Raw genomic sequence first — 24785 nt, 5'->3', positions numbered from 1 at the left:
ATGCTTGTCATCTGGCCCGGTTAAACGCTAGGCCAAGGCAACATGCGAAGGAGCTATCATGTCCGCCAATCCCGATTTCAACGACCGCAGCCTGTCACTTGGCCTTGCGCGCGTGTCCGAAGCCGCCGCCATCGCCTGCGCCCCGCTGATCGGGCGCGGCGATGAAAAGGCCGCCGATCAGGCCGCCGTCGACGCCATGCGCACCCAGTTGAACAAGCTGGACATCGCAGGCGTCGTGGTGATTGGCGAAGGCGAGCGGGACGAAGCGCCCATGCTGTTCATCGGCGAAGAAGTCGGAACAGGAAACGGCCCGGGCGTCGATATCGCGCTTGATCCGCTAGAAGGCACAACGCTGACCGCCAAGGACATGCCGAACGCTTTGGCTGTGATCGCGATGGGCCCGCGTGGATCAATGCTGCATGCACCCGACGTCTATATGGACAAACTGGCCATTGGACCCGGTTTCGCGCCGGGTGTCGTGACGCTGGATATGAGCCCGTCGGAGCGCGTCAAAGCGCTGGCGGAAGCCAAAGGCTGTTCGATCCGCGATATCACGGTCTGCGTGTTAGAGCGTCCGCGCCACGAGGACATGATTGCCGAAATCCGCGCCACCGGTGCCGCGATCCGGCTGATCACGGACGGCGATGTCGCTGGTGTCATGCATTGCGCCGAGGCCGCACGCACAGGGATTGATATGTACATGGGCTCTGGCGGCGCGCCAGAAGGCGTGTTGGCCGCAGCCGCGCTGAAATGCATGGGCGGGCAAATCTTTGGCCGCCTGATGTTCCGCAACGACGATGAACGTCGCCGCGCCACGGCGGCTGGGATCACCGATTTCGACCGCATCTATACCCGCGACGATATGGTCACCAGCGATGTGATCTTTGCCGCGACCGGCGTGACAGACGGCAGCCTGCTGCCCGGGATCAAGCGCGAGCCGGGGTTCGTGACGGCGGAAACCATGCTGATGCGGTCCAAGACCGGCTCTGTGCGGCACATGCGCTATCGCAATCCGGTTGCATAAGGGGCATCTGTGTGGCCCATGCCTTTCGCAAAGGCAGATATGACCACAAGACACAGGTGACACGATGACAGATCAAGCGGCGTATTTGGGTGTTGGGGCTTCTCTGACCGGACGCCGCTGGATCGGCCCCACCGCAGAAGAAGACCGTCTGGCCGAGGCGATGGCGCAGGACACGGATTTGCCCCCGGCGCTGTGCCGCACCTTGGTCAAACGCGGCATCACCGCAGACGGCGCTGCCGCGTTTCTGGCCCCTACCCTGCGCGATCTGCTGCCCGACCCGCGTAGCCTGCGCGATATGGAAAAGGCGGCAACGCGGTTTTTAGCAGCTGTAAAAGCACGAGAGCGGATCGCCGTCTTTGCCGATTACGACGTGGACGGCGGATCATCTGCGGCCCTGCTGCTGGTCTGGCTGCGCGATATGGGCCTGCGCGCGACGCTTTATGTGCCCGACCGCATAGACGAAGGCTATGGCCCCAATGATGCCGCCATGGCGGGTCTGGCAAAAGATCACGATCTGATCGTCTGCGTGGACTGCGGCACTGTTTCGCATGGCCCGATCGCTGCCGCTGCGGCCGCCGATGTGATTGTGCTGGACCACCACTTGGGCGCCGAAACCCTGCCCCCAGCGCTGGCCGTGGTGAACCCGAACCGGCAGGACGAAAACGGCGATCTGGGGCATCTGTGCGCCGCTGGCGTTGTGTTCTTGATGCTGGTCGAGGCGAATCGCCAGCTGAAGGACGCAGGCCAGCGCGGGCCTGACCTGATGGCCATGCTTGATCTGGTCGCGCTGGCCACCGTGGCCGATGTGGCCCCGCTGATTGGCGTGAACCGTGCGCTGGTCCGCCAAGGCCTGACCGTTATGGCGCGGCGGCAGCGCGCCGGGCTGGTGGCGCTGGCCGACGTGGCGGGCATGGATCAGGCCCCGACGTCGTACCACCTTGGCTTTTTGCTGGGCCCGCGCGTGAACGCGGGTGGACGCATCGGTGCCGCCGATCTGGGCGCGCGCCTGCTGGCGACCGCTGATCCGCATGAGGCGGGCGCACTAGCCGAACGCCTCGATTTGCTGAACACCGAACGCCGAGAGATCGAGAACCGCGTCCGCGAAGCAGCGCTAGAACAGGCGACAGAGCGCGGCCTTGACGGCCCCCTTGTCTGGGCCGCTGGCGCAGGCTGGCACCCCGGCGTCGTCGGCATCGTCGCCGCCCGCCTAAAAGAAGCGACCAACCGCCCTGCTATCGTTATCGGACTAGAGGACGGCGTCGGCAAAGGCTCTGGCCGGTCGGTCAGCGGCATCGACCTTGGCGCGGTGATCCAGCGCGTCGCCGCCGAAGGGTTGCTGTTGAAAGGCGGCGGTCACAAAATGGCCGCTGGCCTGACCGTGGCAGAGGACATGTTGCCCGCTGCGATGGACCGGATCGCCGTCCTTTTGGACAAACAAGGTGCGGGCGCCCTTGGGCCGTCAGATTTGCGAATCGATGCATTGCTGATGCCCGGTGCGGCCACGGTCGAACTGATCGAAAAAATCGCGGCAGCTGGTCCCTTTGGTGCCGGTGCCCCCGCCCCGCGATTCGCGTTTCCCGATTGCCAGATTCTTTTCGCAAAACAGGTCGGCACAGGGCACCTGAAGGTGACTTTTGGCGACGGCATGGGCGCACGCATCGACGCAATCGCCTTTGGTGCGATGGACGGACCGCTTGGCGCACGGTTGACGCAGCACGGCGGCGCGCGTTTTCACCTTGTTGGCCGGCTAGAGGTCAACACATGGCAAGGTCGGCAAAGCCCGCAGTTGCGATTAGAGGACGCAGCACCCGCTTAAGATGCGAAAAACGGGGGTCGGCAACTTTTTTCGAAATCTACGCGAAAATGTTCTTGCACCCCCCCAGCGCATTACTTAGAAGCCCCCTTACCAACAGTGGCCCGTTCGTCTATCGGTTAGGACGTCAGGTTTTCAACCTGAAAAGAGGGGTTCGACTCCCCTACGGGCTGCCACGGTAACTTCCTGAAAATGTTGATAGAAACATCCCCTCCGGGGTCATGTGACTAACGCGCGCTGCAGCGTTTGCGGCGCTTTTTCAGGTCAATACGCCTCTCCGAAAATCGCACGCCAGTTGCCAACAAATATGCGGCGCCGCGCTTGATCCATTGCGACCAAAAGGGTGGGTGCGATGGGGATCGTGCGCTGGATGCTGTCTTGCAGGACGGTTTGGTCGGGTTCGGCCGATTGCACCAAACGGTTGCGGCGCAAGATCGTTTGCCCTGCCGGGGACAGGATGAAATCCAGCAGCAGCGCGGCACCTTCGGGATGCGGCGCGGATTTGGGAATCATGTAAGCGCGGGACAGCACCAGCGTATAGTCCTGCGGATAGATCACCCCGACCCGCCCGTTCGCCATCACGTCCAGATAGGACCCCAGCACGTTGTAAGCGATCAGAAACTTGCCGCTTTCGACCGATGAGATAATCTCGGCCGAGCAGCAGGTGGCAACGGCATCAACGCGGGCGAAACCTTCGAGCAGGCCGCCAAAGGTCGTGGCTTGCTGGCTGTCCATAAAGGCGAACAGATAGCCAAGGCCCGATGCCTCGATATCATAGGTCGCGATCTTGCCCCGGTAGGATTCGGGTTTGCGGCGCAGCAGATCCAGCAGGTCGAAGCGGGTGCGCGGCACGTCCACGTCTGGCACCAGATCCTTGTTGTAGATCGTGACGGCCGCCTCTGCGGTGATGCCCCAAACCTCGTTGCGCCAGCGGCGCGCGTCCGGCAGCGCAAGGGTCCGGCCAGAGGTATAGGGCCGCGCGCAGGCCCGGTTCACCAGATCGACAATCTGATGCACCCCGGACGAGATGACTGCATCGGGCTGTGCGTCCCCGCTCCCATCGCAGGCCCGCAGCGCGGCGGCATAAAGCGCGTTAGAGCCCCATTGTTCGTAGGTGAGAGCAATGCCCGGATGAGCCGTAACAAAGGCGTCCAGCAGCGGGGCAAAGATTTCTGTATCGGTCGTGGAACGGACGACGAGCGGTGTGGTCACAGCCGCGCCGGGGGCGGCGTAGGTGCTGACGGCCTCTTGCGCGTGGGCGGCTGAGGATAGCAGCAGGCTGAGTGCGATGGCGCGGATCATGGCGTGTCCTGCTGTTTGAGCGGCAAGGTCAGGCTAACGCGAAAGCCGCCGGGCACATTTGCCATGATCATTTGCCCGTCAAAGGCGCGGGCGACGGCAGCGACGATGGACAGGCCCAGCCCTGCGCTATTGCCTTTGGATGCGGCGGTGCGTTCGAACCGCTGGCCAAGGGCCGCGCGCACGGCGTCAGGCGGGCCCGGGCCAGTGTCCTGCACCCAGATTGCGGCGCTATCGCCATCCACTGACACGCCCACAATGACAGGCGCGGTGCCATGGCGCAGGGCATTGCCCAGCATGTTACGCACCGCTTCGGTCAGGGAAATCTCGTCCGCGAGGGCCATCACAGCGTCTTCGCCAATTTGCAGTTGCACGTCTTTACCGGGGGCCAGCAGTTCGTGATCGCGGCTGTCCAGCACGGTCAGGGCAATGTCGCGCAGGTCAATCGGCGTTGGCGCAGCGTTATCGATGCGGTGGATCACCAGCGCCCGCGACAGCATCTGATCCAGCAGCGTGCCAAGCGATCTTGTCCGCAGCACCAACCGGTCCAGCCGCTGCGGGCGCTGCGCCTCGTCTTCAAGCGCAAGTTCGGCCTGCGCACGGATTGCGGCGACAGGGGTGCGCAGCTGGTGCGCGGTGTCGGAAATCAGGTTCTTCATCGCGCCGACTTGGCGATCAAGGCGGCCCATAAAGCGGTTCATCGCGCCAACCATGATTGTCACCTCTGCCGGGCCGCCGGCCTGCATGGGTGTCAGGTCATAGGGGTCGCGGTGCATCAGATCGCGGGTCAGGACAGCAAGCGGGCGCATCGCCGATCGGATCACGACAAAGGCGCTGACGATCAAGGCGATGCCGCCCAGTGCGGTCAGCAGCAAAGCGCGGCGGGTCAGGTCCAGCGCCATGGCGCGGCGCGCCTGCATGGTCTGGCCGACGGTGACGAACACCCGCCCGGAATAGGCACGTTCAGAAAATAGGCGCGACACGGTGACGAATCGCGCCGCGTCACCCTGCATGGTACCATCGCGGTACCGGGTCTGGGCGGGATTGCCGCTGCGTTCTGGCAAATCCTGACCATCGTAGCCCGTCAACAATGCACCGTCAGGGCCGTAGATCGCATAAAAAATCCGGTCATCCGGGGCGAGTGACAGCAGGCCAAAGGCCGAAACGGGCAGGTCAATCACTGGCGCGCCGTCGCTGATCGAGATTGATTCCGCGATATCCTGCGCCGCGCCCACCAGCAGCGGGTCAAACGCCTGCCGCGCGGCGCTGCGGCCATAAGCAAAGGACGCCAGCGCCACCACGACCCCGCCAAGCGCCAGCAGCGACAGCACGCCCACCATGACGCGGCTGACCAGCGTCCAACGGTGGTGCGGCGATCCACTAGGCATCAAGGCAAATCCGGTAGCCAATGCCGCGCTGCGTTTCAATCTTCACCGCCGACGTCCCGATCCGTTTGCGCAGGCGCGCAATATAAAGCTCGATCGCGTTCAGGCCGACGTCGGCATCGTCAAAAGCGAACAGCCCCTCGTACAGGCGCTGCTTGCTGATCGCTTGGCCTTGGTGGCGCAGTAGCAGGCCCAGCAGGGCAGCTTCGCGGCGCGTCAGGTCCATGGCGGCCCCGTCCAGCGTGGCGGTCTGGGTCGCGGGGGAAAAGGCCAGCGGGCCAAGCGTCAGCGCATCGGTTTTCTGGTCCGCATCGCGCCGCATCAAGGCGCGCAGGCGGGCGTCGAGTTCGCGCTGATCGAAAGGTTTCACCAGATAATCGTCCGCACCAAGGTTCAGCGCCGACACCCGGTCATCGACGGAAAACAGCGCCGTCAGCATCAGGACCGGCGTACGGTCGCCCCTTGCGCGCAGGTCTTTAAGCAGGTCCGTGCCATGGCGATCCGGCAGGTTAATATCCAGCACCATGGCGTCATAGCGCTGAACGCGCAGGAAATCCTCGGCATCTGCCACGCTGCCGGCAACATCGCAGGCCATGCCAGATTTCCCCAGCCGCGTCGCAATCGCGTCGGCGACATCGGCGGCATCTTCGACGATTAAAACGCGCATAGTCCCCCCCGCGGTGCCTAGCTGCCGCCCCATGACAGGTTGGCGACAGCTTTAGCGCCTAACCTCTTATCAGCCAAACGCGAGGAGACCGCAATTCTTGCGGTGCGTTGGCTCAGGCTTCCGGGCGGCCATAAGCCCCGGCAAAACGAATCTGGAGGGATTTCCACATGACTATTAAGGCAACACGCCTGACCATCGCCGCAGTTCTGCTGGGCGCATCGACCATCGCCGCATCGGCGCAGGGCTTTACCCCCGAAAGCCCAGAGTGCATCGCACCCGCCAACCCCGGCGGCGGCTGGGACTTTACCTGCCGTCAGGTCGGCAAGCTGATGCAGGACGAAGGTCTGATCGAGAAGACCATGCAGGTCGTGAACCTGGCTGGCGGCGGCGGCGGTGTCGCTTACGCCGAAGTCGTGAACAAGCGTGCCGACAGCAACGACCTGATCGTCGCGGCATCATCCGCCACGACCACCCGTCTGGCGCAGGGTGCATACCCCGGCAACACAATGGACCAGGTCCGTTGGTTGGCATCGGTTGGCGCTGATTACGGCATTATCGCCGTATCCGCCGATTCAGAGCTCGCCGACCTGCCCGCCCTGCTGGAGCAGATGAAGACCGATCCGACTTCAATCTCCATCGCTGGCGGCTCTGCTGTGGGCGGCTGGGATCACCTGAAGGTGCTGATCGCGGCCAACGCTTATGGCATCGATGACGTGCGTTCGGTCAAGTACATCGCCTTTGACGGCGGCGGCGAGGCTGTGACCCAGCTGCTGGCCGGTTCCGTGCAGGCGTTCACTGGCGACGCATCCGAAGCCAAGGGCTTTGTTGAAAGCGGTGACATCCGCGTGCTGGCCGTGCTGGCACCAGAGCGTCTGGAAGGTGACTTTGCCGTTTTCCCAACAGCAAAAGAGCAAGGCGTTGACGCGATCGGTGCCAACTGGCGCGGCTTCTACGCCCCCGGCGGCATGAGCGATGAAGCCTATGACGCTTGGGTGTCCAAGATCGCTGACCTTTATGCCTCTGACGCTTGGAAAGACGTCATGGCGAACAACGGTCTGGCCCCGCTGGACCTGCAGGGCGCAGAGTTCGAAGCCTTCGTGGCTGACGACGTTGCGCGCATCAATGCGATTTCCAAAGAAATCGGCATCATCCAGTAAACGGCGCGTTTGCCGTTGAACATCAGGGGCGCTGCAAAAAATTTGCGGCGCCCCAACCGTTCCCCCCTTCCCCACATACCTGTCAAAGGATCCCACCATGACCGATCGCATTTTTGGCGTCGTCGGGCTGCTTCTGGCGATTGGCTTTGCGCTAGCCGCATTGACGATCAATGAAAGCTTCTTGTCTGATGCCGTCGGCCCCAAGGCCTTTCCGCTGATCATCGCCACCATCCTTGGCCTTAGCTCTGCCGTGATCGCACTGCGCCCCGACGAATCGCCCCAGTGGCCCGCCCTTGGCCGCCTGGTCGAGATTTTCGCCGCCGCCGTCGTCATGGTGCTTTATGCCCAGCTGCTGCCAGAGGTTGGCTTCATCATCGCGACCTTCTTTGCCTCGGCTTACCTGACATGGCGTCTGGGGTCCGGGCTGGTTGGCTCGCTGTTGACCGGCGTTGGCACATCGCTCGGCATCTATGTCGTCTTTCACCTCGTGCTGGGCCTGTCGCTCGCACGCGGTCCACTTGGTTTCTAAGGACGCATCACCATGGATACCCTTACTTCCCTCGTCGATGGCTTTGCCATTGCGCTGACATGGCAGAATATTCTGCTGGCCCTGCTGGGCTGCTTTTTGGGCACGATCATGGGCGCCTTGCCCGGTCTTGGCCCATCGAACGGCGTGGCGATCCTGATCCCGCTGGCGTTTACCCTGGGCCTTGGGCCGACGGCCTCGCTGATCCTGCTGACTTCGGTCTATTACGGGGCCATGTATGGCGGGCGGATCTCCTCGATCCTGCTGAACATTCCGGGCGACGAGCCTGCAATGATGACCTGTCTTGACGGCTACCCCATGGCGCAAAAGGGCATGGCCGGTCAGGCGCTGTCGCTATCGGGTCTGGCGTCCTTTGTCGGCGCGTTCTTTGCCACGTGGGGCCTGATCTTTTTGGCACCCCAACTGGTCAAGATCGCGCTGCTGTTTGGCCCCGCCGAATACTTCGCCCTCTTCGCGCTCGCCTTCATGACGCTGGGCGGCGTGTCGTCCACGAACCAAGCTAAATCGGCCTTTGCGGCCGCCCTTGGCCTTGGCCTTGCGATGATCGGTGTGGACACCCAAACCGGCGTGCCACGCTTTACCTTTGGCGAAGTCCACCTTTACGACGGCCTTGATTTTCTTGTCGCCATCGTCGGCCTGTTCGCCCTGTCAGAGGTGTTCATCTTTCTTGAAAATCGCCACGGCGAAGCCAGCGCCGATGCCGCCAAGATCAAGATTGGCCGCCTGACGCCGCCGATGTCGATGATCAAGCAGACGACCCCAACAATGATCCGGTCCACCATCCTTGGCTTCCTTGCGGGCGTCTTGCCGGGAGCGGGTGCATCGCTAGGGTCATTCATCGCCTATACGTTTGAAAAGAAGCTGGTCGATCCCGAAGGCAAAACCTTTGGCAAAGGCGATCCACGCGGTGTCGCAGCGCCAGAGGCCGGCAATAACGCGGCCGCTGGCGGTGCGCTGGTGCCCATGTTGGCGCTGGGTGTGCCGGGATCAGGCACAACAGCCGTGCTGCTGGCGGTGCTGCTGTCGCTTAACATCACCCCCGGCCCGCTGCTGTTCAGCCAGAACCCCGACGTCGTCTGGGGCCTGATCGCCGCGCTGTTCATCGCGAACTTTATGCTGCTGGCGATGAACATCCCGATGGTTGGCATCTTTACCCGCGTGCTGATGGTGCCACCGCGCATCCTGATGCCCGTGGTCGCGATGGTGTCCTTTGTCGGGATCTACGGTATCTCTGGCTCGTCCTTTGACCTGCTGGTCATGGTCGGCTTTGGCCTGATGGGCTGGGTGCTGCGCAAACTGGACGTGCCGCTGGTGCCCATCATCCTTGGCACCCTTTTGGGCAACGCGATGGAGAACAACCTGCGCCGCGCGATTACCATCGACAACGGCAACTGGTTCACGCTGATCGACAGCCCGCTGGCCATTGGCCTGTGGACCATCGCCATCATCGGCTTTGTCATCCCGCTGATCGTCGGTCGCCGGGTTAAGGCGCAGATGCATGCGCGCCGTGACGAAGAAGGGTCGCTGTCCGACTAAAGCACCGGACGGCGCAAAAGACAGGGGCGGCGCGCCATATGGCACGCCGCCCCTTTTTGTTTCTCAATGACATTGCCGATTACGGGCGCGGTGGCCGGGCGTTCACCGATAGATCACAGACCGCGTCCGGGTCTTCAGACGCGCATCCTGCCTGCGTCTTCAGGCAGGACAGGATCGCGTTCCCGCCCGCCTCGCCTGCGTGGTAATGATAGCTCACGCCCTCGACCTCGTGGCCGTTGCACGCGTCCAGATCGTCCGGGGTCGCACCGTTGGCAAGGGCATGGGTACGGCGCGATGGTGTGCGCCGACAGAATAGCGTCCACTGGCGCAGGCCCATCCAAACCCACATGAATATAAACTACGCCAGAGCCAGAGACATTCCGCAGGTCAAAGAGGATCATTCTTGCCAAAATGGCCGTCGGTGATGAGGCGGACGAGAACCATTGCTGCCACAACTACCCCAGTGCAACCCAAACGCACCGCACAGTTACGAATGCACCAAAACGCGCGGCCATAAGGCGATCAGCACGATCTGTCTGTAAGTAAGTGTAACGCACTAAAGCGTTATAAATGGTGCCCAGGGGCTGCATCTAATCCCTACATCTTGATGCACCACCGCGACCGCAAACCCCTATTTTTCAATGCTTTTCACATCAACCACTGTATCAAGCCACTTCACAATGCCCCATAGCATACCATATGTTGAGGGGGATACAGAGGGGGATTGAAAATGGCGCGCGAGACAAACCGTCTAAGTGCATCCGGCGCGAAAGCGGCATCCGCTGGCAAACATGCGGACGGCGCGGGCCTGTGGCTGCACAAGCGCGATGACGGCGGGGCGCAGTGGGTGCTGCGCGTCACGGCGCACGGACGGCGGCGCGAGATGGGCTTGGGGGCATTCCCCGCTGTATCGCTCAAGGCAGCGAGAGAGGCAGCGGACGCCGCGCGGGCCGTGGTGCGGCAAGGGCTGGACCCAATCAAAGAACGCGAACGTCAGCAACGCGAGGCGGCGCGCAATATCCACATGCTGTCCGATATCGCGCTAGACGCCTTTGAAAGCCGCAAGGCCGAACTGAAAGGCGACGGCACGGCGGGCCGCTGGTTTTCCCCACTTGAATTGCACGTCCTGCCCAAGCTGGGCCGCGTCCCCGTCGCTGATATCGACCAAAAGGATATCCGCGACACGCTAGCACCCATCTGGCATACAAAGGCCGAAACCGCGCGCAAGGCGATGAACCGTCTGGGCATTGTCCTACGTCACGCGGCGGCGCTGGGCTTAGACGTGGATCTGCAAGCGACGGAAAAGGCCAAGGCGCTTTTGGGGAAACAGCGGCACACCGTCACGAACGTGCCCGCGATGAACTGGCGCGACGTGCCCGCCTTCTACCAATCGCTAGGGGGCAGCATCACCGAACTGGCGCTGCGCCTGCTCATCCTGACGGCAGTGCGCTCTGGCCCGCTGCGCATGATGCACGTTGACCAGATCGAAGGCGATATCTGGACCATCCCCGCAGCGGCGATGAAAGGCCGTCTGGGCGCAACCTCTGACTTTCGAGTGCCGCTATCGGCAGAAGCGCAGGCCGTCATTGCAGAGGCCCGCAAATTCGCCCGTGACGGGTTCCTGTTCCCCGGCGCGCGGCGCGGCGTCATATCCGATATGACAATGACCGCCTACATGGACCGCAGGGGGCTGTCAGAGCGTCCCCACGGGTTCCGGTCGTCATTCCGTGACTGGACAGCAGAGGCCACACAAACCCCGCACGACGTGGCAGAGACTTGCCTTGGACACACAACAGGCGGCACGGTGGAACGCGCGTATCGGCGCACGGACTTTCTAGAGCAACGGCGGGTGCTGGTCGAGAGTTGGTCAAACCGCATAATTCAGAACGATGACAACTTAGTATCCTTCGAGAGGCCGATTAGATGAAGATTCAGTTATTTCGGCGCGTTGAACTGCCCAGCCATATGTTAGTCACGGAGCTAATCGCTTGGACTGCGTTGGGCCGTGCGCCGGAAGTTGAGCTAACAGAATCACGGTCCCATCCTGGAAGATACGAAGTCATTGATTGGAGGCAATCATCGGATTGCTTTTACGACGGGACCCCCGACATAATGGGTTTTCCATTTTCAGAATCCGAGTTTTCAATAGTTGGCCAAACCGTCGACTATGATGAATACATTAAGCTGTGGGGGATTGTCGGAAGTGAAACAAGTGAGGAAATAATTGACAGACACGAGCGCGTTTGGGCATCACTAGAGGCCCACGGGGTCGACAAATTATCTGCCGATAGGCAAGCCGACAAAGAAGAAGTTCTCAGAGAAGCTCAAATCGCAGATAAACTGCGATATATTGAGATGAGCTTTCAACCGCTAATTGACCGCGCAACAGCTAAAGCTTTCGGGGCGCTATCAGAAGGAACATTGAAAAGCGAAGCATGGCTGTTGACCGACATAGATGACCCAGAGGCTGAGCCACAAACAGTTGAGGTCCCAGCAAGTTCTTGGACCTTAAAAGGGTTTTCGCTGACCGACAGTAGCTTAATATGTCGAAGCGATAAATATCATGCCGTCCGAGTTAACTTGAATGACGCCTTCACACTTTTCGACCGACCAGGAACGTCTGCAATCCCCGCCAACGGTCAAGTATTTGGTGATACTATGCTGATTGAAACAGACCATCCGGTTATGCAGCATCGCAGACCAGTAGGGCGACCGCCAAAAGGAAATGCGTCCGCACGCGATGTTATAAAAAATGTATTTCACGGCAGATTGCGCCGGGGGGAACTGCCCGGCAAGAAAGAAGCTCAAATACAAGAAGTTATTGAATTTGCTCGCGAGGCATTCGGTGAAGAATTGAGTAGGACGACTGCGCAGTCTTACCTTAAGAGCATACTTTGAACGTTGCCCGAATTTTTGCCCGAAATCCGCTGCACCATCATCGCATATTTTCGGCGCGAACTTTGAATAATAGGCTTAGTTCGCCCTCTCAGCGGGAAACTCCAGCTGTTAGATTGATCGTGTTGAAACACGGAGCAATCGCATGCGTTATCTTTCCTTCCCAGACCTACAATCCAAAATCGGCGGGCGTAGCCGTTCTAGCGTTTACCGCGATATCGCAATGGGCCGCCTACCGAAGCCGATCAAATTCGGAGCGAGACTGTATTGGAACGAGGCCGATATTGACGCGGCCCTGACCGCAGCCCAGAAATAACAACACCCCCGCACTTGCGGATAACCGCAGGCGCTGGGGGTGCTGTCCTGTTCTGACAAACAATGGATAGACCCAGCGTCCTGCTTTTTCAATCTGAAAGGCACGACACAATGACACTCAGCAAATTCTATTCTAGCGACAGTCAGGTTTACTGGACCTGCAAAGCATTACTGGACGGTCGCACCATCAATCACCGCACTGAAATCAGGGAAGTGCGCGGCTGGCGGTTGGGCGCAATCATCCACCGCCTGCGGCATCACTACGACTGGCCTATCCATGCGGAATACGTCGGGCCGCAGAACGTGGCGCATTATTCACTGAAAGCAGGGATAGACCGGGCCAAGCTGCGCTTTCCCAGATCCGCACAAGGGCTAGGCCAAGGGGGTGCGCAATGACCCCCGCCAGCATCCTGCGCCTGCGCCGCCGCTATGGCCTGACAGAAACCCAAGCCCGCCTTGTAGCGGCGCTGCACTATGGGGGCACACATGACTGACCCGCACACCCGCCTGACCCGCCGCAACGGCAAGTGGCATATCATCGCCCGCAAGGTCGCACACTGCACCGCGCAGGCCGTCTACACTGACATTGGCGGCTGCACCTGCCCCGTGGTCGCGGTGCGCCTCTGGCTGGCTACTCTGACAGGGGGCAAGCGTTAGTGGCAGGCAAGCGATACAAGCACAACAAAAAGGGGGCTGGGCGTTTCGTCCAGCTTCCCGAATGGGTGCAGGCATCCCCGGCATGGGCCACCCTGCCCCCCGGTCCCCGCGCGCTCTACATCGAACTGAAACGCAGGTTTAACGGCACGAACAACGGCGCAATCTATCTAAGCCACCGTGACGCGTCGGCGGCGCTGGCTGTTCATCGCAACACGGTCGGCCCGTGGTTCAAAATGCTAGAGGCGCGCGGGTTCATCTTTCTGACCTGCGCACCCCATCTAGGGCCGTCCGGTATCGGCAAGGCGTCGGTCTGGGGCTTGGCAGAGGAAGCGACGCCAGACGGTCGGCCCGCTCGAAAAACATTCATGCAATTTGGGAATTCAAGTTGAATTGCCCCCGCTTTGCCATTTTCCGGCCAAACATGAGACACAACCTAAGGGGCTTATCACAAACACGTTAACAACTTTTCAACACACCCCTAAGGTTAAATATGAAACTGATTAAACTCGCTTTTCCTTGCGTTATTGCTTTGTCGGCGGCTTGCACGCCACGCCCTGATAGCATTGCCCCTGTCCCAATGACCGGAGCGTTTTCAAGCATGGGTTGTTCACAAGCAGCAGCAACGCTTGCAACAGAGCGCCAGACTCTTGCCGCCCTTGAAGCCGATCAGAACCGCGCAGCCACTGCAGACGCAGTCGGCGTGTTCTTTGTCTTGGTCCCGGTCTCGAAGCTAACTGGAGGCGATAAAGCTGGAGAGGTCGGCACTTCGAAAGGCAAAGTCCTAGCCTTGGAAGATCGACTGGGCGCTTGCGGCTAATTTAAATTTGCGTCGCGGCAGCTTTTAAGCCGCGACGCACTACAAAAACTAAAATCCCCGCACAAAATCAGTGCATGGGCGTCACAAAAATCAGGACGGTTACGGATGAATGCTGACCGCCGGAGCCTACCACGTCCGGTATTTTGTGACGTAGTTTCCTAAATGCTGGAAAGCCGCGTCACAAATATCAGGACATATATACATCTAGCCATAGGCAGTGCCTTTAAGCGCGGCGTCGGAACATCTGGCTCAGACATATTGTGCAGCAGATAATCTGGACTCGGTACGATTGCCTCCCTAGCCTCAATCCATGACGAAGCTCGCCGACATCAAAGGCCACAGCCTATCACTGGAATGTTCCTGCGGTCATGCGGCGCTGCTGTCCGTGGATCGGTTGCTAGAACGCCTGCCACCCACGACCAAGTTCGCACAGATAGTGGCTGAGGCGCGATGCAAGGCGTGTGGCTGCAAAGGACAGGTGCTTTTCCCTCGCATCATTTACGCCATTCCCGGTGAGGTTCAGGGGACTTAGAACCCGCGCATCCCCCAGCGGAAATTTAAAGCCACCGTCTATTAAGACGGGTTGAATGGCATCGCTACCTAAGCCTAGCATGTTCTGAATTTGTAGGAAGTTATCATGCTCGGTTCGCTTCGCACGGCCCTCTTCGCCCTAACCCTAGCCTGTTCAGGTTCGACCGCTAATGCCGCTGATTTCGACAAGGGCCTAGCTGCTGCACAAGCTGGCGATTTTGCGACCGCATTGCAGGAATGGCGACCGCTCGCAGAGCAGGGCGACGCAGACGCCCAGACAAGCCTCGGCTGGATGTATCGCAACGGCGTGGGTGTGCTGAAGGACGACGCGGAGGCTGTGCGCTGGTATCGCCTCGCCGCCGAGCAGGGCTACGCCGGCGCTCAGTACATCCTCGGCTTCATGTATAGCAACAGCGAGGGTGTGCTGGAGGACAACGCGGAGGCTGTGCGCTGGTATCGCCTCGCCGCCGAGCAGGGCTACGCAGACGCCCAGTTCAACCTCGGCGTGATGTATCGCAAAGGCGATGGTGTCCTGAAGGACGACGCGGAGGCTGTGCGTTGGTATCGCCTCGCTGCCGAGCAGAGCAATGCAGACGCTCAGTCCAACCTCGGCTTCATGCATAGCAACGGCGAGGGTGTGCTGAAGGACGACGCGGAGGCTGTGCGTTGGTATCGCCTCGCTGCCGAGCAGGGCAACGCCGGCGCTCAGTCCAACCTCGGCTTCATGTATACCAAGGGCGAAGGTGTGCGGAAGGACGACGCGGAGGCTGTGCGCTGGTATCGCCTCGCCGCAGAGCAGGGCTACGCAGACGCCCAGTACAACCTCGCCGTGATGTATCGCAAAGGCGAAGGTGTCCTGAAGGATGCCGCTTTGGCGCACATGTGGTTAAATATTTCCAGCGCCAACGGCAAAGAAGCTGCTGGAGAATTACGCGATTTTATTGAAAAAAATATGACGCGTGAACAAATCGCCGAAGCAACGCAGTTAGCAAGGTCCTGCATGGAATCGAATTATCAGGACTGTGGCTGAGGTTATTAGGCCGAACCTGACAGAACCTTATATTGGCGCGTGACCCCGCCCCATAGGCCCCGTCGCTTTGGCGATGCTGTCGGATCTATTGGGGGCATCACAGCGAGTGAGCAATGGCGGCAAACCCAGTTGGAAAACAATCATGAAATTCAAAACCGCCGCACAAAATCAGTGCATGGGCGGCACAGAAAAGAGGACGGTCGCGAATGGATAACCACCGCCGGGGCCTGTCACGTCCGGTATTTTGTGACGTGGTTTCCAGAATGATGGAAAGCCGCGTCACAAAAAGCAGGGCATATATATCTAGCCATAGGCCATGTTCATAAGTAGCGTTCCGATGAAATTGAATTTTTAGAAAGCCAGAAGAAATGAGAATTTTTTACGCAGGAGCGTTTCTTGCCTTATCAGCTTGCACCGGGCCACTAACGGCCGCCACCACCGCTGATAAACCAACGGGCTTTCTCTGCCGCATTCTTGGACCAGACTACCTAACGACACCTTCTGAGCAGGAAGTCATCTATCGTGAACTGGATAAACGTGGTGAGCAGTGCTTGCCCACCCAACGGATTATAGTCGGATAGCTACCAAATTTGGCAAGGCATATGCCTTGCAGTGAAGCGCGGCGAGGCCAACCACACCGACTATCAAATTTCTGAACTGTGGATGCGCGTTTTTCAGGTCTGGCATCGGTCCCGACCCGGCGACAGTCAAAGTATCAGACCACCCCCCCGTGCTTTTAAGACCCGCCACCTTCACCGCCACCCTGCCCCATCATTCGTTTGCACTTTCACCCGCAAGCCAGACGGGGTGGGGGTGCTTCAAAGTCTGGCAGTCCCGGCGGCGAACCGGACCCACCCGCAGAATTTGTGCGCCGTCAGATCAGAGATAAAAAGTGGTGCTGTCATATCCGGCCCAGCGCTCCAGGATAAATCAAAACTTCCCAATGGATTTGGATAAAATAGGGGCGAATAAATGGGCGGTATCGGCAGCGGCACACACACGAGGTGGGGCACCCGCGACACGGTTGACGACATGCGCGCCTTGCCCATCGGCAAGCTGTCAAAGGCTGGCTGGTTATCCAGCGGCGGCACCTGCGCTTTCACGTGGTCACGCGCTGGGCGCAAGACGGGTGCTATCAATGTGACGGCAGCGGCGGGGCACGTTGTGCTGTCCTACAAGGCCAGATCGAACGGCGACGAATGGCGGGATATGAAATACCCCGTCCACATCCACCGCACACCCTGCAATCTAGGCGGCACACGCGCTTGGTTCATATGCCCAGCGCAAGGCTGCGGACGGCGCGTTGCAACACTCTATGGCGGCGCTGTGTTCGCGTGTCGGCATTGTCACCGCCTTGCCTATCCATCGGAGAATGAAAGCCGCCATGACCGGACAGCGCGGCGGGCCGACAAGCTGCGCGACCGCCTGCAATGGCCGCAAGGTATTCTGAATGGATCTGGCTGGGGCAGACCGAAGCACATGCACCGCGCAACGTATCATCGGCTTGAGCAAGAATATCGCCAGCTAGAGGCGCAGGCGCTGGGCGGCATCATGGAATGGCTGCACCGATTCAAATAAACAAACCCGCAAAAACGGCAAACCACCGCGCAGCGCAAAGGGGACACAGAGGGGGATTGGAAACTGACCAGTCAGCCCAAATACCTGATATTATTCAAGTATTTGGTAATAAATGGTGCCCAGGGGCGGAATCGAACCACCGACACGAGGATTTTCAATCCACTGCTCTACCCCTGAGCTACCCGGGCACCGGGATGGCCAAGGCCATCGGGTAGCGGCGTTCTAGGTCAGCCACGCGGGGGTGTCCAGAGCCTTTTTCACGAAATCAGTGAGGTTTTTCGAGGCCTTGAAAATCTTCGTCGTCGGCTTGCTCTTCTGGGGCCGCAGGAATGGCGTAAGAGCCGGTCAGCCACTTGGCTAGATCAACGTCAGCGCAGCGCTTTGAGCAGAATGGGCGGTATTGTGGGTCGGTTGCACGCTCGCAGATCGGGCAGCTCATGCAGGCAAACCTTTCCACGGCAGACGCTCGCGTTTGCGCTGCAGCTCGAACAGACCCATCGTGGTCCATCCGACCAACGACGTCTCGACCGCGTCAGCGCGAAAGGCCGCGCGCAAGGATTGTTCGACCTGTTTGCGGTGCGCCTTGGACATGGGCGCGAAATCGACGGCGATCTGCCCGCCAAAGCCGCGCAGACGCAGCGCACGGGGCAGCACACGGGCAGCCGCAAGGTTCACCTTGAGCGCCGCAGCAGGCGAGGTGTCGCCGCCTGTGTTCACATCGACGGCCACCAGCGCGCGGGTGGCTTCGACGTACATGGTGCCTTCTGCCAGCGTGATTTTTGGACGCAAGATATCGTCAATCTGGTCCAGCACGCCAAGGCTCTCGAACCCGCCCGGCTCGGTCACGACCTCTGCGGGGATGACCCACTCGCGCCACGCCAGCGCATGCGGGCCGTCGCCTTCGGTCAGGGCCTCAGGCTCGGTGCCTTCTGCTTCTGCCATGATGGCGGCGGCAAGGTCCTGCATCGCGATGATATCTTCGGTGATGTCGTCCTCTGATGCAAAGGCGCAAGAGGAGCGCAGAATCAGGCCCGTCTCTCCGTCCGCCTCGAACGCCGCATTGGCGATGCCAAGCAGCGCGTCGCGCTGGTCGTCGTCGGTAATCTGGCGGCTGATGTTCAGACCGGGTTTGCCGGGCGTCACAATGGCATAGCGGCTTTTGAACAGCACGCGGTCGGTGACAGGCACGGCCTTGCCGTCCTCGGCGTAGCCCGTGACCTGTACCAGCATGGGCTGACCTGGGCGCAGGCCCTTGGCGCTGCGCAAAAAGGCTGTGCCGCCCTCTGGCAGGCGCAGCATCATGCCGCCCTGCCCCTTGAGCGGACGATCGCAAATGCCGCGATAAATCGCGCCGGGGCGCGGCGCGTCAACGGCATCAACCAGCAGGTCGTCCAGCTGGCCATCGACCAACAAGGCTGCGGCTTCGATTCCGTTCAGATCGTCGAGGATAATCGTGCGGCCCTTCATGCGGGGACTCCGTAAATGGGATAGCCAGCGCTGGCCAAAAGGGTTGCGGTTTCCGCCAGCGGCAAGCCGACGACACCGGTAAAGCTACCGTTGATCCATGGGATAAAGGCACCGGCAGGCCCTTGGATGGCATAGCCACCCGCCTTGCCGCGCCAGTCATCACTGGCAATGTAGCTGTCGATTTCAGGTTGCGACAAACGCTTCATCATGACCGTGGTCTGCACGTCGCGCGCCCAGGTCTTGTCGCCGCGTTTGACGACAACGGCGGTAATGACCTTGTGACGGCGACCCGATAGCAGCGACAGAAAGGCACGCGCCTCGGCCGCGTCCACGGGTTTGCCCATGATGCGGCGCCCAAGTGCAACGGTGGTATCAGCGACCAAAACGATCTCGTCCGGGCCCGCGATAATAGCCGCGCTTTTCTGGGCGGCGATGCGTTTGACGTAATCGCGGGGTAATTCGCCTTTGGCCACATCTTCGTTAATGTCAGGTGGCGATACGGCGTCAGGCACAACGCCGATCTGCGCAAGCAGCTCGAGCCGGCGTGGAGAGCCGGAACCGAGGATCAGTTGCATTTTGTCAGTCATATTAGCACCCCGGTGCATGCGCAGGGTGTCGGTCGCGGTTTGCCAAGCAAACCGCAGGCCCGCAAAGGCGCGACACCGCGCCCTTGTTTATTTGAAACGATAGTTGATCCGACCCTTGGTCAGATCGTAGGGGGTCATTTCGACCTGCACCTTGTCGCCCGCGAGGACACGGATGCGGTTCTTCCGCATCTTGCCAGCCGTATGCGCGATAATTTCATGGCCGTTTTCCAACTCGACCCGGAATGTCGCATTCGGCAGCAGTTCCTTCACGACGCCCGGAAATTCGAGAAGTTCATCCTTGGCCATGTGGTCTCCTGTCTAAAATGTTGCCGCGCAAAGGCGGCTGCGGCGTGTAAATGCGCCTCATTCCCAAGATTTTCAAGGGCAAATGTCAGCCCCTGCCCCCCATATCCGGCGGGCTTTGCAAAAAACCCAAGGCAAAACGGGTTCTAAGGGGACCAATCGGGGTGTCCCGCTGTCATATCCACGCCAGAACCAACCCCGCCAATATGATATAGCGTAGGCCCTTGGCGCATGTCACCAGCAGCAAGAACGGAATAAACGGCTCTTTCATAACGCCCGCGACCAGCGTCAACGGGTCGCCGACGATGGGCAACCAGCTGCCCAGCAGCGACCAGCGGCCATAGCGCCGATACCAGCCCTGCGCGCGGTCAAGCTGGCGGTCATTCACTGGGAACCAGCGCGCATTTTGCCAGCGCAGCAACGACCGCCCCAGCACCCAATTCACCAACGATCCTAAAACATTGCCGAAAGTCGCGACAGCGATCAGCGCGGCGGCTGGATGGTCCCCCGCCACCAACAGGGCGGCCAAGACAGCCTCTGACTGCGCAGGAAGCAGCGTTGCCGCCAGAAACGCGGCAAGCCACAGACCAAGATATGAAATCATATCAGCGCGTTAGTCAGCAGGCGGCGGGCCAAAGCGGTCGGTCAGACGCGCGATGATCTGATCGCGGGTCTGGCGATACAGCGCAAGGCGCTCCTCGCGCTGGTCGACCATTCCCGTGGGGTCCAGAATGGGCCAATATTCAACGTCCAAATGATAGAACTGCGTCAAATCCAGCGCGCGGCGCTGGCTGGCGGGCGATAAGGCCAACACCAGATCAAAGGACGACAGATCGTCGCCCCATTGCTCCATCTCGTCAAAGCTGCGGGACCGGTGTCGTTCCAGCGCCACGCCGATTTCAGCGCAGACAGAAACCGCAAAGCCGTCGATCTCCATGTCGTTATTCACGCCGACGGATTGGATGTAAGCCCGCGTGCCGTATAGCTTTTTCATGATGCCTTCGGCCATGGGCGAACGGACGGCATTATGGTCGCAGCAAAACAAGACAGACTGCGGCAAACCTGCCGCCTTATGTCCGCTGTCATCCGCCAAAATGAAGCACACAGATCAGGGTAAACAAACGGCGCGCCGTGTCGATATCCACTTCGGCCTTGCCCTCAAGCCGTTCCTGCAACACCCGCGCACCCTCGTTGTGGATGCCCCGGCGGGCCATATCGATCGTCTCGATCTGGCTGGGCGGCATGGTTTTCACCGCGTCGAAATAGCTTTCACAGATCTGAAAGTAATCCTTCACCACCTGCCGAAACGGGCCAAGCGACAGATGAAATTCCCCCGCCTCGCCCAATTCTGCGTCGGTGATGTCGAACACCAGACGGCGTTCGCGGATTGACAGCTCTAGCCGGTAAGGGCCGGGCGGCACATCACGCCCTTCGCGGGCGGGCAAGGTAAACGTGTTGTCTTCAAGTAGATCAAAGATCGCGACCCGGCGCTCTTGCTCGATCTCTGGGCTGGGCGGCGGCAGGCCGCTGTCATCCAGCGAAATATCAACGATGCGGCTCATGTGCGGTTCAATCGGTCAAGGCGGGCCTGCACGGATAGCCCGTGCGCCTCTAGGCTTTCGGACTGCGCCAGACGCGCCGCAGCGGGGCCGATGGCGGCCAGCGCCTCGGGCGTCATCCGGGCCAAAGTGGTGCGTTTGATAAAGTCCATAACCGACAACCCACTTGAAAAGCGCGCCGACCGGGCAGTCGGCAATACGTGATTTGGTCCGCCAATGTAGTCACCAATCGCCTCTGGCGTCCAGCTTCCGATGAAAATGGCACCGGCATGGGCGATCTGTGTACTCAGCGCCTCAGCCTCTGCCACGCAAAGCTCTAGGTGCTCTGGCGCGATCCGGTCGGACAGCGCAACAGCGGTGGCCAGATCGGGCACGGTGATAATCGCGCCAAAGTCGCGCCAGCTGGCCCCGGCAATCTTGCGCCGCTCCAGCGTTTCTAAACGCTTGTCCACTGCCGCCGCGACCGCTTGGCCAAAGCCAGCATCGGTGGTGATCAGGATCGACTGGGCGCTTTCATCATGTTCGGCTTGGCTGAGCAGATCGAGCGCGATCCAATCGGGATCGTTGTCCGCATCAGCAATCACAAGGATTTCCGACGGACCCGCAATCATGTCGATGCCGACCTTGCCGAACACCCGCCGCTTGGCCGCCGCGACATAAGCATTTCCCGGCCCTGTGATCTTGTCCACCGGCGCGATGGTGTCTGTTCCATAAGCCAGCGCCGCAATCGCTTGTGCGCCGCCAACGCGGTAAATCTCGTCCACACCCGCAATCCGCGCCGCCAACAAAACCAACGGGTTCAGCACGCCGTCCGGCGTCGGCACAACCATCGCAAGCCGCCCCACGCCGGCCACCTTCGCCGGGATCGCGTTCATCAACACGGACGATGGATAGCTTGCCAGCCCGCCCGGCACATATAGTCCAGCCGCAGACACAGGTGTCCAGCGCCAGCCAAGGCTCGCGCCCGCATCATCAATCCAGCTTTGATCTTCCGGCATCTGCCGCGCGTGATAGGCGCGAATGCGATCCGCCGCCAATTCCAGCGCCGCGCGGTCCTCTGCGCTGACCTCGGCGCAGGCGGCATCAACCTCTGCCGCAGAAATCCGCAGTTTGTCCGCCGTCAGCGTCAAACGATCGAACTTGGCCGTCAGATCAATCAGCGCCTGATCACCCCTGCCCCGCACATCCGCAATGATCGCAGCGACGGCGTCATCGACATCGGGGCTGTCCTCACGCTTCGCGCTTAGCAGCCCTTGAAACTGCGCTTCGAAATCTGCGCTTTGCGCATCCAAAAACTGTGGCATATCTCGGCATCCTTGGTGGATTAGGCCTTCATCTGGCCAGGAAAACTCCCGCCGGAGGCATATAGCTCGTGATCGCGATCAGGCAATCAGTCCGGATGTCGCGGGGCCTTGCGCGACGGCGCAATATAGGGCCGCGTCACGTCGCGCAGCACGACTTCCAGCGCCTCGACCGCGCAGGAAATCACGCCGTCGCCGGCAAGCGTCATCACGATCTCTCCAGTGCCATCCGGGCCGGGGCGAAACTCTAGCGCCAGCAGCGACAGGATCGTATCCGCGTCGCCCTTTGGCACACCTTGGGACCGCACGCCCATGACGTCCTCGATCAGCAGAACGCTCTGCACCCGCTCGAAATCGCGGCGGCCATGCGCCTTGGCCGCGTCTTCCCAGCGAAACCGGTTCAGCAGTATCGCAAAGCGGCGGTCTGCCGGGGTCCAGCGCATTTCGGACGCGGGAAACACCGCATCCTGCGCCAGGGCAGAGATAACCTGCAAATCCTCGGCGTCCCGCGCCATCAGGGCGAGCGGTTTGTCGACCCCGTCTTCAAAGCGTGCATCTTCGGTCATACGCCTGTGACCCGTTCGATCTGGGCCCCAACGCCGCCAAGCTTTTCCTCGACATGCTCATAGCCGCGATCAAGGTGATAGACGCGGTTCACAATCGTTTCACCCTCGGCGGCCAGACCAGCAAGGATCAGCGACACGCTGGCCCGCAGATCGGTCGCCATAACGGGGGCACCTTTCAGCTTTTCAACGCCGTGCACGGTAGCATGGCCGCCGTGCACTTCGATATTCGCGCCCATACGCACCAGTTCTGGTGCATGCATAAAGCGATTCTCGAAAATCTTTTCTTCCAGCACCGATGTGCCTTCGGCCAAGCACAGCATCGCCATCATCTGCGCCTGCAAATCCGTCGGAAAGCCGGGGAACGGTTCAGTCACGACGTCAACCGCACGCGGCCGGTCGCCGCGGCGCTTTACCTTCAGGCCGTTCGGCGTCTCGGTCACATCGACACCTGCCGCATCCAGCCGTTCGGCAAAAGATTCAACCAGATCCATGCGCCCGCCAAGGCATTCGACTTCGCCGCCGCAAAACACAGGGGCCAGCATGTAGGTGCCCAGCTCGATCCGGTCTGTGACAACGGGGTGCGTCGCCGCGCCCAGACGGTCCACGCCTTGGATCGTGATGGTAGAGGTCCCCTCGCCTTCGATCTGCGCGCCCATGCTGCGCAGGCAGCGGGCCAGATCGACGATTTCCGGCTCGCGCGCGGCGTTTTCCAGAATGGTCGTGCCTTTGGCCAAAGTCGCGGCCATCAGAATATTCTCGGTCGCGCCGACAGAGGCAAAGCGCAACGGCACCCGCGCGCCCTTAAGCCCGCCGGGCGCTTTCGCGTGCAAATAGCCGTCGCGCAGTTCAATCTGCGCGCCCATCGCTTCCAGCGCTGTGACGTGAATATCCATCGGCCGCGCACCAATGGCGCAGCCGCCCGGCAGCGACACAATCGCCTGATGATGCCGCGCCAGCAGCGGGCCCAGCACAAGGTTAGACGCCCGCATCTTGCGCACGATTTCATAGTCAGCCGTCGTGGATGTCATGTCGTGGCTCGACAGCACCTGCACCTTGCCGTCCTGCATAGAGGTCACTTCGACCCCCAGCGACTGCAGCAAAGCGGTCATCGTCTTGATGTCCGACAGGCGCGGCGCATTGGTCAGCGTCAGCGGCTCTTCTGACAACAAAGTCGCGGGCATCAACGCCAGCGCGGCGTTCTTGGCCCCTGCGATAGAAATCTGACCTTGAAGCGGGCGGCCACCCTTGACGACGATTGAATCCATGGACCTGACCTTCCTGCTGCCGGCGTTGGCTGCCGTGTTACAGCGACCCGTCCGCGAGGTCCAGTCGCGCAAGTCTTAGTCGGCGGTATCAGCGCTGCGCGCCTTGGCCTGCGCTTTGCGCTTTGCCATGTTCGCCTTTAGCGCGGCCTTCAGCCTGTCTTCGCGGGTCTTGCCCTTGGCAGCAGGCTTGGCGCGCGGCGCGGCGGTATCGGGTGTGGATTTGTCTGTCATGCAATTCTTCTACCTGCTGTGCAATTTTTGGTCCAGAGAGGGCTTGCACCCCGCGCAAACGTCCGCTAATTCCCCGCTCACGGATGCTGTGGTAGCTCAGTGGCAGAGCACACCCTTGGTAAGGGTGAGGTCGAGAGTTCAATCCTCTCTCACAGCACCATCTGAACCCCTTGATAATAAATAGTACCCTTACGCTACAGGCGCATTGTCCCTTTTCGGGGTTACAAAACGCTGCATGATAGCGGGCAGATTTCG

The 24785-nt window shown here is 60.5% G+C and carries 29 protein-coding genes and 3 tRNA genes; 16 read left to right on the top strand and 16 right to left on the bottom strand.

The window, feature by feature from the left end:
• Positions 1-58 precede the first annotated feature (58 nt).
• From glpX to KBW81_RS04745, 3 genes are all read left to right on the top strand, one after another.
• Positions 59-1024, top strand: coding sequence for a class II fructose-bisphosphatase (gene glpX / locus KBW81_RS04755; RefSeq protein WP_090191053.1), 966 nt, complete (start codon positions 59-61; stop codon positions 1022-1024).
• Positions 1025-1088: 64 nt separating this feature from the next.
• Positions 1089-2840, top strand: a complete 1752-nt coding sequence (recJ, locus tag KBW81_RS04750) for a single-stranded-DNA-specific exonuclease RecJ (RefSeq protein ID WP_254248522.1) — start codon at positions 1089-1091, stop codon at positions 2838-2840.
• 98 nt (positions 2841-2938) lie between these two features.
• A tRNA-Glu gene (locus tag KBW81_RS04745) sits at positions 2939-3013 on the top strand.
• An 88-nt stretch (positions 3014-3101) separates the two neighbouring features.
• Here KBW81_RS04745 and KBW81_RS04740 read toward each other — a convergent pair.
• Genes KBW81_RS04740 through KBW81_RS04730 form a run of 3 tightly spaced genes read right to left on the bottom strand, consistent with a single transcriptional unit; the run spans position 3102 to position 6188 of the window.
• Positions 3102-4139, bottom strand: a complete 1038-nt coding sequence (locus tag KBW81_RS04740) for an ABC transporter substrate-binding protein (RefSeq protein WP_254248521.1) — start codon at positions 4137-4139, stop codon at positions 3102-3104.
• Positions 4136-5524 carry a sensor histidine kinase gene (locus KBW81_RS04735; RefSeq protein ID WP_254248520.1) on the bottom strand — a complete coding sequence of 463 codons (1389 nt, stop codon included), beginning with the start codon at positions 5522-5524 and terminating at the stop codon, positions 4136-4138. The genes KBW81_RS04740 and KBW81_RS04735 overlap by 4 nt, the downstream gene beginning before the upstream one ends.
• A complete protein-coding gene (locus KBW81_RS04730) occupies positions 5517-6188 on the bottom strand; it encodes a response regulator transcription factor (RefSeq protein ID WP_254248519.1) in 672 nt (223 codons plus the stop codon). Before KBW81_RS04730 ends, KBW81_RS04735 begins: the two co-directional genes overlap by 8 nt.
• Positions 6189-6355: 167 nt before the next feature.
• Between KBW81_RS04730 and KBW81_RS04725 the strand changes: the two genes are divergently transcribed.
• The 3 genes from KBW81_RS04725 (at position 6356) to KBW81_RS04715 (ending at position 9428) form a co-directional block, all read left to right on the top strand.
• Positions 6356-7345, top strand: coding sequence for a Bug family tripartite tricarboxylate transporter substrate binding protein (locus KBW81_RS04725; protein WP_090191076.1), 990 nt, complete (start codon positions 6356-6358; stop codon positions 7343-7345).
• 97 nt (positions 7346-7442) lie between these two features.
• A complete protein-coding gene (locus KBW81_RS04720; protein WP_090191078.1) occupies positions 7443-7874 on the top strand; it encodes a tripartite tricarboxylate transporter TctB family protein in 432 nt (143 codons plus the stop codon).
• A 12-nt stretch (positions 7875-7886) separates the two neighbouring features.
• Positions 7887-9428, top strand: coding sequence for a tripartite tricarboxylate transporter permease (locus KBW81_RS04715; RefSeq protein ID WP_090191079.1), 1542 nt, complete (start codon positions 7887-7889; stop codon positions 9426-9428).
• A 79-nt stretch (positions 9429-9507) separates the two neighbouring features.
• On the opposite strand, the gene KBW81_RS04710 is transcribed toward KBW81_RS04715, so the two are convergent.
• Entirely contained in the window at positions 9508-9777 is a 270-nt protein-coding gene (locus KBW81_RS04710) for a hypothetical protein (protein WP_254248518.1), read from the bottom strand.
• 381 nt (positions 9778-10158) lie between these two features.
• Here KBW81_RS04710 and KBW81_RS04705 point away from each other — a divergent pair, with 381 nt between their 5' ends.
• The 9 genes from KBW81_RS04705 to KBW81_RS04665 all read left to right on the top strand — a co-directional run bounded on the left by KBW81_RS04705 (position 10159) and on the right by KBW81_RS04665 (position 17251).
• Positions 10159-11355, top strand: a complete 1197-nt coding sequence (locus tag KBW81_RS04705) for a tyrosine-type recombinase/integrase (protein WP_254248517.1) — start codon at positions 10159-10161, stop codon at positions 11353-11355.
• A 185-nt stretch (positions 11356-11540) separates the two neighbouring features.
• Positions 11541-12326 carry a hypothetical protein gene (locus KBW81_RS04700; protein WP_254248516.1) on the top strand — a complete coding sequence of 262 codons (786 nt, stop codon included), beginning with the start codon at positions 11541-11543 and terminating at the stop codon, positions 12324-12326.
• A 142-nt stretch (positions 12327-12468) separates the two neighbouring features.
• Positions 12469-12639 (top strand): helix-turn-helix transcriptional regulator, encoded by a 171-nt coding sequence (locus tag KBW81_RS04695; protein ID WP_254248515.1) that lies wholly within the window; start codon positions 12469-12471, stop codon positions 12637-12639.
• A gap of 110 nt (positions 12640-12749) precedes the next feature.
• A complete protein-coding gene (locus tag KBW81_RS04690; RefSeq protein WP_254248514.1) occupies positions 12750-13034 on the top strand; it encodes a hypothetical protein in 285 nt (94 codons plus the stop codon).
• A 90-nt stretch (positions 13035-13124) separates the two neighbouring features.
• Positions 13125-13295, top strand: coding sequence for a hypothetical protein (locus KBW81_RS04685; RefSeq protein WP_254248513.1), 171 nt, complete (start codon positions 13125-13127; stop codon positions 13293-13295).
• A complete protein-coding gene (locus tag KBW81_RS04680; protein ID WP_254248512.1) occupies positions 13295-13684 on the top strand; it encodes a helix-turn-helix domain-containing protein in 390 nt (129 codons plus the stop codon). The genes KBW81_RS04685 and KBW81_RS04680 overlap by 1 nt, the downstream gene beginning before the upstream one ends.
• A gap of 101 nt (positions 13685-13785) precedes the next feature.
• Positions 13786-14112 (top strand): hypothetical protein, encoded by a 327-nt coding sequence (locus tag KBW81_RS04675; RefSeq protein WP_254248511.1) that lies wholly within the window; start codon positions 13786-13788, stop codon positions 14110-14112.
• Positions 14113-14749: 637 nt separating this feature from the next.
• On the top strand, positions 14750-15673 hold the full coding sequence (locus KBW81_RS04670) for an SEL1-like repeat protein (RefSeq protein WP_254248510.1): 924 nt from the start codon (positions 14750-14752) through the stop codon (positions 15671-15673).
• Positions 15674-16645: 972 nt separating this feature from the next.
• Positions 16646-17251: a hypothetical protein gene (locus KBW81_RS04665; protein ID WP_254248509.1), complete on the top strand. Its 606-nt coding sequence runs from the start codon at positions 16646-16648 to the stop codon at positions 17249-17251.
• 113 nt (positions 17252-17364) lie between these two features.
• Here the strand turns inward: KBW81_RS04665 and KBW81_RS04660 are convergent.
• The 12 genes from KBW81_RS04660 to KBW81_RS04605 form a co-directional block, all read right to left on the bottom strand.
• Positions 17365-17439, bottom strand: a tRNA-Phe gene (locus KBW81_RS04660).
• A 77-nt stretch (positions 17440-17516) separates the two neighbouring features.
• Complete coding sequence (locus tag KBW81_RS04655; protein WP_090191082.1) at positions 17517-17690, bottom strand: DNA gyrase inhibitor YacG; 174 nt, start codon at positions 17688-17690, stop codon at positions 17517-17519.
• Positions 17687-18718 carry a ribonuclease E/G gene (locus tag KBW81_RS04650; protein ID WP_090191084.1) on the bottom strand — a complete coding sequence of 344 codons (1032 nt, stop codon included), beginning with the start codon at positions 18716-18718 and terminating at the stop codon, positions 17687-17689. The genes KBW81_RS04655 and KBW81_RS04650 overlap by 4 nt, the downstream gene beginning before the upstream one ends.
• A complete protein-coding gene (locus tag KBW81_RS04645; protein ID WP_090191118.1) occupies positions 18715-19293 on the bottom strand; it encodes a Maf family protein in 579 nt (192 codons plus the stop codon). Before KBW81_RS04645 ends, KBW81_RS04650 begins: the two co-directional genes overlap by 4 nt.
• Positions 19294-19392: 99 nt before the next feature.
• Positions 19393-19611: a translation initiation factor IF-1 gene (gene infA / locus KBW81_RS04640; RefSeq protein ID WP_056038395.1), complete on the bottom strand. Its 219-nt coding sequence runs from the start codon at positions 19609-19611 to the stop codon at positions 19393-19395.
• 172 nt (positions 19612-19783) lie between these two features.
• Positions 19784-20212, bottom strand: coding sequence for a YqaA family protein (locus KBW81_RS04635; RefSeq protein ID WP_254248508.1), 429 nt, complete (start codon positions 20210-20212; stop codon positions 19784-19786).
• A gap of 9 nt (positions 20213-20221) precedes the next feature.
• On the bottom strand, positions 20222-20617 hold the full coding sequence (locus KBW81_RS04630; protein ID WP_245754274.1) for an arsenate-mycothiol transferase ArsC: 396 nt from the start codon (positions 20615-20617) through the stop codon (positions 20222-20224).
• 73 nt (positions 20618-20690) lie between these two features.
• Positions 20691-21170, bottom strand: a complete 480-nt coding sequence (locus KBW81_RS04625; RefSeq protein ID WP_090191089.1) for a UPF0262 family protein — start codon at positions 21168-21170, stop codon at positions 20691-20693.
• On the bottom strand, positions 21167-22471 hold the full coding sequence (gene hisD / locus KBW81_RS04620) for a histidinol dehydrogenase (RefSeq protein WP_254248507.1): 1305 nt from the start codon (positions 22469-22471) through the stop codon (positions 21167-21169). Before hisD ends, KBW81_RS04625 begins: the two co-directional genes overlap by 4 nt.
• 86 nt (positions 22472-22557) lie before the next feature.
• The gene (locus tag KBW81_RS04615) at positions 22558-23034 is read right to left on the bottom strand and encodes a DUF2948 family protein (protein ID WP_254248506.1); all 477 of its coding nucleotides are present in this window, start codon (positions 23032-23034) and stop codon (positions 22558-22560) included.
• Positions 23031-24299: a UDP-N-acetylglucosamine 1-carboxyvinyltransferase gene (murA, locus tag KBW81_RS04610; RefSeq protein WP_254248505.1), complete on the bottom strand. Its 1269-nt coding sequence runs from the start codon at positions 24297-24299 to the stop codon at positions 23031-23033. Before murA ends, KBW81_RS04615 begins: the two co-directional genes overlap by 4 nt.
• Before the next feature lie 75 nt (positions 24300-24374).
• On the bottom strand, positions 24375-24530 hold the full coding sequence (locus KBW81_RS04605) for a hypothetical protein (RefSeq protein ID WP_175499394.1): 156 nt from the start codon (positions 24528-24530) through the stop codon (positions 24375-24377).
• Between the two features lie 85 nt (positions 24531-24615).
• Between KBW81_RS04605 and KBW81_RS04600 the strand changes: the two genes are divergently transcribed.
• Positions 24616-24690 (top strand) — tRNA-Thr (locus KBW81_RS04600).
• Positions 24691-24785 lie beyond the last annotated feature (95 nt).

Origin of the sequence: Loktanella salsilacus (genome assembly GCF_024206795.1) — a bacterium.
Lineage (GTDB): Bacteria > Pseudomonadota > Alphaproteobacteria > Rhodobacterales > Rhodobacteraceae > Loktanella > Loktanella salsilacus.
The sequence above is the reverse complement of the archived record's forward strand: the minus strand, read 5'-3'. Positions and strand labels throughout refer to the sequence as shown.

Bases quoted from the DNA above. Each gene is read 5' to 3' on its own strand.
- glpX (WP_090191053.1), top strand. From the start codon at position 59: ATGTCCGCCAATCCCGATTTCAACGACCGCAGCCTGTCACTTGGCCTT.
- recJ (WP_254248522.1), top strand. From the start codon at position 1,089: ATGACAGATCAAGCGGCGTATTTGGGTGTTGGGGCTTCTCTGACCGGA.
- KBW81_RS04740 (WP_254248521.1), bottom strand. From the start codon at position 4,139: ATGATCCGCGCCATCGCACTCAGCCTGCTGCTATCCTCAGCCGCCCAC.
- KBW81_RS04735 (WP_254248520.1), bottom strand. From the start codon at position 5,524: ATGCCTAGTGGATCGCCGCACCACCGTTGGACGCTGGTCAGCCGCGTC.
- KBW81_RS04730 (WP_254248519.1), bottom strand. From the start codon at position 6,188: ATGCGCGTTTTAATCGTCGAAGATGCCGCCGATGTCGCCGACGCGATT.
- KBW81_RS04725 (WP_090191076.1), top strand. From the start codon at position 6,356: ATGACTATTAAGGCAACACGCCTGACCATCGCCGCAGTTCTGCTGGGC.
- KBW81_RS04720 (WP_090191078.1), top strand. From the start codon at position 7,443: ATGACCGATCGCATTTTTGGCGTCGTCGGGCTGCTTCTGGCGATTGGC.
- KBW81_RS04715 (WP_090191079.1), top strand. From the start codon at position 7,887: ATGGATACCCTTACTTCCCTCGTCGATGGCTTTGCCATTGCGCTGACA.
- KBW81_RS04710 (WP_254248518.1), bottom strand. From the start codon at position 9,777: ATGTGGGTTTGGATGGGCCTGCGCCAGTGGACGCTATTCTGTCGGCGC.
- KBW81_RS04705 (WP_254248517.1), top strand. From the start codon at position 10,159: ATGGCGCGCGAGACAAACCGTCTAAGTGCATCCGGCGCGAAAGCGGCA.
- KBW81_RS04700 (WP_254248516.1), top strand. From the start codon at position 11,541: ATGGGTTTTCCATTTTCAGAATCCGAGTTTTCAATAGTTGGCCAAACC.
- KBW81_RS04695 (WP_254248515.1), top strand. From the start codon at position 12,469: ATGCGTTATCTTTCCTTCCCAGACCTACAATCCAAAATCGGCGGGCGT.
- KBW81_RS04690 (WP_254248514.1), top strand. From the start codon at position 12,750: ATGACACTCAGCAAATTCTATTCTAGCGACAGTCAGGTTTACTGGACC.
- KBW81_RS04685 (WP_254248513.1), top strand. From the start codon at position 13,125: ATGACTGACCCGCACACCCGCCTGACCCGCCGCAACGGCAAGTGGCAT.
- KBW81_RS04675 (WP_254248511.1), top strand. From the start codon at position 13,786: ATGAAACTGATTAAACTCGCTTTTCCTTGCGTTATTGCTTTGTCGGCG.
- KBW81_RS04670 (WP_254248510.1), top strand. From the start codon at position 14,750: ATGCTCGGTTCGCTTCGCACGGCCCTCTTCGCCCTAACCCTAGCCTGT.
- KBW81_RS04665 (WP_254248509.1), top strand. From the start codon at position 16,646: ATGGGCGGTATCGGCAGCGGCACACACACGAGGTGGGGCACCCGCGAC.
- KBW81_RS04655 (WP_090191082.1), bottom strand. From the start codon at position 17,690: ATGAGCTGCCCGATCTGCGAGCGTGCAACCGACCCACAATACCGCCCA.
- KBW81_RS04650 (WP_090191084.1), bottom strand. From the start codon at position 18,718: ATGAAGGGCCGCACGATTATCCTCGACGATCTGAACGGAATCGAAGCC.
- KBW81_RS04645 (WP_090191118.1), bottom strand. From the start codon at position 19,293: ATGCAACTGATCCTCGGTTCCGGCTCTCCACGCCGGCTCGAGCTGCTT.
- infA (WP_056038395.1), bottom strand. From the start codon at position 19,611: ATGGCCAAGGATGAACTTCTCGAATTTCCGGGCGTCGTGAAGGAACTG.
- KBW81_RS04635 (WP_254248508.1), bottom strand. From the start codon at position 20,212: ATGATTTCATATCTTGGTCTGTGGCTTGCCGCGTTTCTGGCGGCAACG.
- KBW81_RS04630 (WP_245754274.1), bottom strand. From the start codon at position 20,617: ATGGCCGAAGGCATCATGAAAAAGCTATACGGCACGCGGGCTTACATC.
- KBW81_RS04625 (WP_090191089.1), bottom strand. From the start codon at position 21,170: ATGAGCCGCATCGTTGATATTTCGCTGGATGACAGCGGCCTGCCGCCG.
- hisD (WP_254248507.1), bottom strand. From the start codon at position 22,471: ATGCCACAGTTTTTGGATGCGCAAAGCGCAGATTTCGAAGCGCAGTTT.
- KBW81_RS04615 (WP_254248506.1), bottom strand. From the start codon at position 23,034: ATGACCGAAGATGCACGCTTTGAAGACGGGGTCGACAAACCGCTCGCC.
- murA (WP_254248505.1), bottom strand. From the start codon at position 24,299: ATGGATTCAATCGTCGTCAAGGGTGGCCGCCCGCTTCAAGGTCAGATT.
- KBW81_RS04605 (WP_175499394.1), bottom strand. From the start codon at position 24,530: ATGACAGACAAATCCACACCCGATACCGCCGCGCCGCGCGCCAAGCCT.